At 47.6% G+C, this 6141-nt stretch carries 11 protein-coding genes; 1 reads left to right on the forward strand and 10 read right to left on the reverse strand.

From position 1 onward, the window contains the following. Positions 1–379: 379 nt before the first annotated feature. From IQ260_RS26135 to IQ260_RS26145, 4 genes are all read right to left on the reverse strand, one after another. A complete protein-coding gene (locus IQ260_RS26135; RefSeq protein ID WP_228016444.1) occupies positions 380–553 on the reverse strand; it encodes an excalibur calcium-binding domain-containing protein in 174 nt (57 codons plus the stop codon). After that, the gene (locus IQ260_RS31565) at positions 495–620 is read right to left on the reverse strand and encodes a hypothetical protein (RefSeq protein WP_265579583.1); all 126 of its coding nucleotides are present in this window, start codon (positions 618–620) and stop codon (positions 495–497) included. Before IQ260_RS31565 ends, IQ260_RS26135 begins: the two co-directional genes overlap by 59 nt. Positions 621–628: 8 nt before the next feature. Then, on the reverse strand, positions 629–907 hold the full coding sequence (locus IQ260_RS26140) for a hypothetical protein (protein WP_228016445.1): 279 nt from the start codon (positions 905–907) through the stop codon (positions 629–631). A 96-nt stretch (positions 908–1003) separates the two neighbouring features. After that, a complete protein-coding gene (locus IQ260_RS26145) occupies positions 1004–2350 on the reverse strand; it encodes a hypothetical protein (protein WP_193996015.1) in 1347 nt (448 codons plus the stop codon). Between the two features lie 255 nt (positions 2351–2605). Here IQ260_RS26145 and IQ260_RS26150 point away from each other — a divergent pair, with 255 nt between their 5' ends. Further along, complete coding sequence (locus IQ260_RS26150; RefSeq protein ID WP_193996016.1) at positions 2606–3034, forward strand: peptidoglycan-binding domain-containing protein; 429 nt, start codon at positions 2606–2608, stop codon at positions 3032–3034. A gap of 105 nt (positions 3035–3139) precedes the next feature. Here the strand turns inward: IQ260_RS26150 and IQ260_RS26155 are convergent, their stop codons facing one another. From IQ260_RS26155 to IQ260_RS26180, 6 genes are all read right to left on the reverse strand, one after another. After that, the gene (locus IQ260_RS26155) at positions 3140–3646 is read right to left on the reverse strand and encodes a thermonuclease family protein (RefSeq protein WP_193996022.1); all 507 of its coding nucleotides are present in this window, start codon (positions 3644–3646) and stop codon (positions 3140–3142) included. 140 nt (positions 3647–3786) lie between these two features. Continuing rightward, positions 3787–3984, reverse strand: coding sequence for a hypothetical protein (locus IQ260_RS26160; RefSeq protein ID WP_193996017.1), 198 nt, complete (start codon positions 3982–3984; stop codon positions 3787–3789). Positions 3985–4013: 29 nt separating this feature from the next. After that, a complete protein-coding gene (locus IQ260_RS26165; RefSeq protein ID WP_193996018.1) occupies positions 4014–4577 on the reverse strand; it encodes a hypothetical protein in 564 nt (187 codons plus the stop codon). A 2-nt stretch (positions 4578–4579) separates the two neighbouring features. Beyond that, complete coding sequence (locus tag IQ260_RS26170) at positions 4580–5116, reverse strand: GNAT family N-acetyltransferase (protein WP_228016447.1); 537 nt, start codon at positions 5114–5116, stop codon at positions 4580–4582. Positions 5117–5142: 26 nt separating this feature from the next. After that, positions 5143–5331, reverse strand: coding sequence for a hypothetical protein (locus IQ260_RS26175; RefSeq protein WP_193996019.1), 189 nt, complete (start codon positions 5329–5331; stop codon positions 5143–5145). Then, the coding region (locus IQ260_RS26180) for an HlyD family secretion protein (protein WP_193996020.1) at positions 5294–6141 on the reverse strand (848 nt) is incomplete at its 5' end. The genes IQ260_RS26175 and IQ260_RS26180, both read right to left, overlap by 38 nt.

Below are 6141 nucleotides of genomic sequence, written 5' to 3' on the forward strand. Positions count from 1 at the left end.
CTTAATAGCAGTGGGATATCATCGACGCGTTCGTTACTGATCAACTGGGCCATTGCTTGGCTGGGATACGATTTTGGGCATTATTACGCTATTCGCTATTCTCCTATATTTTCTAGCGAACCGTGAGTTTGATCTTACTTGGGATATCTTTGTGCTTTAGTTGTTCTACCATTGCACTTTCCATACTACTGAAAAGGCTTCGTTAGAGAAAGACTCAATCAGACGAGTAGTAGGAAAAAAGAGACAAGAAAGGCGCTAAGTATCTGGCGTTTCCGATACTCTTAAGGTCTCTCAGCATCAGGATTCAACCACCCCCCTGCTGACTACTCCTTAGCAATCTCCTCAGCACGCACCAACAAAGCTGGTTGTGGACACTATATTAGCGCCGCGCCTCACATGCGATTCCATCCTTGTCGCCGTCCAGCCTATGAGGGTCTTCCCCAATGGTGACAACCGTGAAATTCTTCTCTTCGATATCAGCACAATCAACGTCGTCAGCCTCTGTCCGTATAAACGGGCACGCACGCACCTGAATAACGCGGATCGCATTCATCCTCGGCTGAGATCGCAACCCCCACAAACACCTGAAACGTAGACAAAACAGCTAATACGATTTTCATAGGAACCTCTACACAGAATCATCCATCCACCCACACGCGCCACAATCCCAATGAACGCGAGGCGGCGTAGTTTGCAGCATCGTAACCTCGCAGTTGGGACAGCGGCCTGTGAATAGAGGATGCCAGTCTAACAACGCTAACCGTTGATCATCCGTGAGCTGAGTGGGCAGCTGCGGTATCCAATCGCCAGCGTAGTAGCCGCCCTCTAGCGGCTCACGGGGCGCTACAGATTCAAAGTCAGAGCACTGGTTACCGTCTGGGCCGCATGGGTTTACACCGCAGACCATGTAGGGCGTATAGGCGTAAAAACGGCAGCGATCGTATTGAGGTAGCTTGGACAGCTTCGCACTGTAGCTTTAGTGAAGTTTACCCAAATATCCTTCTCACCGTGCCTTTGACTTACTTTCAAATAACCAGGAATGAGATTTAGCATAATCTTCTATATCATTCGACAGCCCCCTTAGCTTCCGCTTCATATCACTACAATTTTCAAGCTTAACGATATCTTCTATTTCTTGATTAACTTGCTGAAAGGCTTGATAGTTCTTACTAAGGAGTGCTTTCACAGGAACAGCTTGACTATCCATTTCGTCCTTTACAATCTGCTCAAGCATTCTTGCTAAATCTTCGCTATTTCCGCAGAAGATTAATTTCTCGTCGATTTCCTTTTTCTTATCTAGCAACCATGAACTGAGATTTTTTGCGATTTTCTCTCTTACTTGCTCTAAAATAGCTAAATTTTCTGGTTCACTTCGATACCAATTATAATCGACCTCATTAATTAATAGATCTAGAAAAGAGTCATTGCCTGTTCGAAAAAGTAGATTTTCAATTTCTTCTAACTGTTTCTGATCACTAAGCTTATCCAACTGAACTAATTCACAGTAGGACTTAATTTCATCAACATCCCTACCTTCAAACAATTTAGAGCTTTCATCTGGCTCTTGTTTAACCCAATGTTGCCTAAAAATCTCCCATCCATCCTTAATTCGCCGATAAGCCTGTTCTTCTGTAAAGTCTTTATCTTGAACTTGAAAGAGAACTATAATTTGGGAAATCGTAAATCCGTCAATAGCTTTCATCTTAAAAGCTTCTAATTTATGTGATCGGGATGCACTCTTTATTCCTTTGATAGCAGCATTCATCTTGTATAAGCAGCGATGACTAGACTTATCTCTAGATTCTATTTCTTCAGAATCCGTCTTTCTGTTTACACTAGTCAAAAACTTTCTACTCAAAATATAAAATGTCGTCCAACGCAGCAAAGCACTTGGATTATTTATAAACCGATCAGGGAAAGTATAACCTGCTGCAAAGGCAACACATATACCCTGTCTAACAACCTGCAATATTGCTTCCGTACTACTGTCTAAGCCAAGCTGACGACTCATACGCAATACAAATGCAAGTGTGGATATGATGACAGCTGGTGGCTCTTGCATCAAGAAAACCAATCTTTTGTAAATCGGGAATCGTAGTAACGCTATCTGGGAATCTCCTGCAGACCTCGATACACTAATCTCTCCCAAGCCAATTTTTTCTAGCAAGTCAGAAATACTACTTGCCAAAGAACCATCTTGCAGCAGCTCCTTCTCTATATGGTCCCGAGCTTGCTGAGACAAAGTCAGGCGAATGGGCTTCTTCTTCAACCTTTCAGGCTTTCGATTCTGATTCACAACATTGAGCACTCTTTGAGTGTATAAAAAGACACGGATTGATTCTATAGCCATATGATAGCTTAGAGGTTTTTTTGTTTAATGGCTATATAGGCTTATTTGTATTTTTAAACTCTTAAGAGCATACCCATGTATGGGGTAGTTTTCTTACTGTATTGGAATTTTAAAATATTTTTTATATACTATGGCTATATATGTCCATTATGTCTGGCTGGTTATATTGGCCATAGATGTTCTAGGCTTAGTCATAGGGGAACACATCGTATGTTAAATCGGCCTTTTCTGTACAAGGGCAAAAAAGGAAAACTTGTGAAAGTTGCTCAAAAAGCCCTCAATCGCAGAAAATACTATGTGGATGGAGAAAAGCTATTAGTGGATGGCTATTATTGGCAGCGGACTATGGCTGCTGTGCAGCGATTTCAAACAGCTAATGATCGTAAGCCCACAGGTAAGTTAAATCTTGAGGACTTTGAATTATTGATAGGACCAATAGAGGTAGAGTTAAAGCAGCCTCAGGATAGTTTCCCAAATCATCTGCCGAAAGACACTTCATCGTCGCCTGGCTCCCAAATCTGGGCAGCTCGTATTTTGCGGGGGCTGCCCTTAACTGTGGGCCTGCTATTGTTGTCCGGAGTGATAGTAGTCTTTACCACAAGAGGCTACGAAACCCAGCTATTTTTCAAGAATTGGGGGCTTCATCTGTCTCCCCCTCCTGACACCTATGGTGAGAAGTCATAACATTAGCAGCTAAAGCATTGAATTGCCTAAAAGTTACTCCCACAATTGCCAAGGCGATGCCGTTGGCAATATTAAGACTGTTGATTTAGGGTAATTGAAGCGAAGCTATTTCCGATACTCCCAAGGCTGCTCTAAGTTGGGGTTTGACCACACACCCGCTGACTCCTTCTTAGCAATCTCCTCAGCACGTACCAACACATCTGGCTGTGGACAGCTACCCGAGTATTTCTCATAATGGTAGGCATGGCCATCCATCACCATTTGAGAATTAAGGTGAATCTCTGAACCATCAGAACGGATAACAAACAGATCAGCTACCGTCCGCCCATAGCGGTCCTTCTCAATAGCTACGACACCGATGGAGCCATCGCCTTGAGCGACTAGCGATCGCAAATGCTCCCGCGCCTCAATCCCCCCAGCCTGCTTTAATTCTGGGCTATCAACGCCACAGAGTCTAATTTTCAACTCCCGACCGCCACGCTCAACCCGTAGCGTATCACCGTCGTAGATAGAGCCAGGAACAACCTGATACCATTCGGTGCTGGGGGCTCCAGCTGCGGCATCAATGGCAGCATCGATTTGATTGGGGAATAGCTTCGGTGCGATCGCCATTTTCTCGAGCAATATCACCGCAGACAGAAAGCCCTGTCGCTGCCAAAATTTCTGCCGGTCTCCCGCATTCTAATCTCTAACTGATGTGGTCTCTCGAGATCAATACCGCCATCTCATAGAAGTTTTGTACGAGCCTGACGTTAGGAGGCATCCTGCTGACGCTGCTGAATGTCTGACCAAAGACCATCGAGCGTAGTATCCCCTAACCACTGTTGGCGGTTCCGTGTATAGTCACCTGTGCCCATATCAAACTGCTTGAAAAAGCGCACAGCATTGACATAGCTCAGGCTCTCTACCAGCGTGCTAAAGGCTTGACGATTAATTTCAGGAAGGGTCATGGGGGTAATCTCCCTACCAATAGAACAGACTAAGCCGACAAAAGTGGTTCTCGCTGCACCATCTGCAATACCCCTTGCGCCATTCCTTTAGCCGCAACATCTGCCAATGTCTGTTGATCCTCTTGGGTCAAGAGTGATGCCAACATTGGAACTACCTGAGATCGCAGATGCCGGTCTTCAATGGGAAGATTTTGATCATCTTCTGCTATCAGCACATTAATCCAATCGGTTTGCTCGGGTGTGGGATGTTGCAAACGTTTACAGATCAGTTGTCGTGCCTGCCTATAGACCACATCAAAGCTACAGCCCAGTTCCCAGGACTGTAACCACTCCTTCAGCTCTGGATACAAAATCGAAAACAACCGCATGCGCCAGCGTAGGAACTGATGCTGCTCAGGGGTGAGCGATTTCAAATACTCCACATAGGGCTTGGCCATTACCCCCGCCTCAATCCAGCCATCGCCTTCAATCCGCTCGGTCTCAGCGATCCACTCCTCATCGCAAGGTGCAGTCAGCAAAGCATTCACCTTGGCCAGCTGTTCAGCGCGCGTTGGATCATCCATCGGTTGATTTGTCTGACGTGGGTTATTCATGGCTATATGACACCGTACTCGAAGTATATCAAGTCATCTTTTTCTGGATCAGGGCCATAGTCGGTCATTTTTAATCGCTCATAGAAACCTTCTACATTGGGCAACGAGTGTAAACCAACCCGCCCGCCATAGCCCAACTCAACGCTACGCAACCGGGCAAAGGTCAATAGTCGTCGCCCAACGCCGCGTAACCAAGGCGGTTGCTCAATAGCAACCCGATTCCAAGGCGCTGACGAAATGGCTTCGACATAAACAAGAGGTCGATGCTCTGCCAGTTGAGAGCGATGCCATTGGGTTTCAAAAAACATTACCCCCTGGGAAAAAACATCAACATCCAGAGAGTACGCTTCATAGCGGTCTTGCTGTTGCGACTGACGGAGTTTGTAATCCCAGATCCAGCCAGCATCAGGCTGGTTTGTTTCAGCCAGAATGGGGTGCCACAATTCTTGCAGCTCATCAAGGTGACGCTGCTCCATAGGCACTATTTGCCCGATGACAATTTGGCCACCACTGGTCACTAGCTGAACCGATTGAACCATCTAGGTGTTCAATAAAAGCTCAGTCATTATAGAGCATTTGTATTATGTAGACGTGAACCACCGCCCAACACATTCTGCACCAACCGCACCGGGTCCAGCGTCAAATAATTAGTCCACTGCCGCGCTTCTGCATAATCCTGACGTTCAGCCGTAAGGTCTAATTGTTGGTTGATCGCTTCAATCTCCGATGATTGCGCTATCGCCTGCTGCGTCAACTCCGTCAGGCACTCCGTCGAACTGTCCAGGCACGGAAGCGCCAGCGCCGGCGCGGACCATGAGAGTAATTTCAGCACTGAGCAAACCGCTAGAATCTTGCCCCAGCCATTTAACCCGCCGAATGCGCCCCGCGTAGGGGCTACGGACAACGGCCAAATTTGCGATCGCATTTTCCACCTCATCTACCCTGAGCTGCGTTTGGGCCAGTTGAAAGTCTCGGTCCCGTAAACGCTGTTCATAGTTAGCCCACTGCTGCTGATAGCTGAGCATGTCACGATTGCGGCCACTGACATCAATGGCCATGGCGCGGGAGTGGTCATACTCCGCCGTCGAGCGTTTACCCAGGGCCAGCTGATAGTCGCGTACGGCTGCGGTGTGGTTGCGCTGCAGCTCTGCTAACTTAGCCTGTTCATGCTCCATCACTAGCGGGTCAAGATTAGGCAGCTGGGCCAGATAGTCTAGCTCTTGGTGTTTAGCGTTTATCAACGCTTCAGCCTGGTCTACGTCGGCTTTGGCGCGGTCGATGGCGGCGTTTTGTTCTAGATATGTTGGGGTTGCGATGGGTGGCGGTGTGGCCGGTGGTAGCGGTGGCGTGATCGTGGATTGCTCCAGGCGTTGGAGCGTTAGGTCTAGCTGTCGGGCTTGGGCTTCTAGGCGGTTGCGATCGCGGGTGCGGTCGGCGATGAGTTGGCCTACGATGATGCGATCGCCTTCGGTGACTTTGAGGTCGTCGGGGTCGGTGACGGAGACGTTGATGGTGAGGCGGCGGGGGGCTTCGTTAGGGTGGGTGGCTTGTTCTGAGGGAGAGG

It is taken from the genome of Leptolyngbya cf. ectocarpi LEGE 11479, assembly GCF_015207065.1.
Classification (GTDB): domain Bacteria; phylum Cyanobacteriota; class Cyanobacteriia; order Phormidesmidales; family Phormidesmidaceae; genus Leptothoe; species Leptothoe ectocarpi.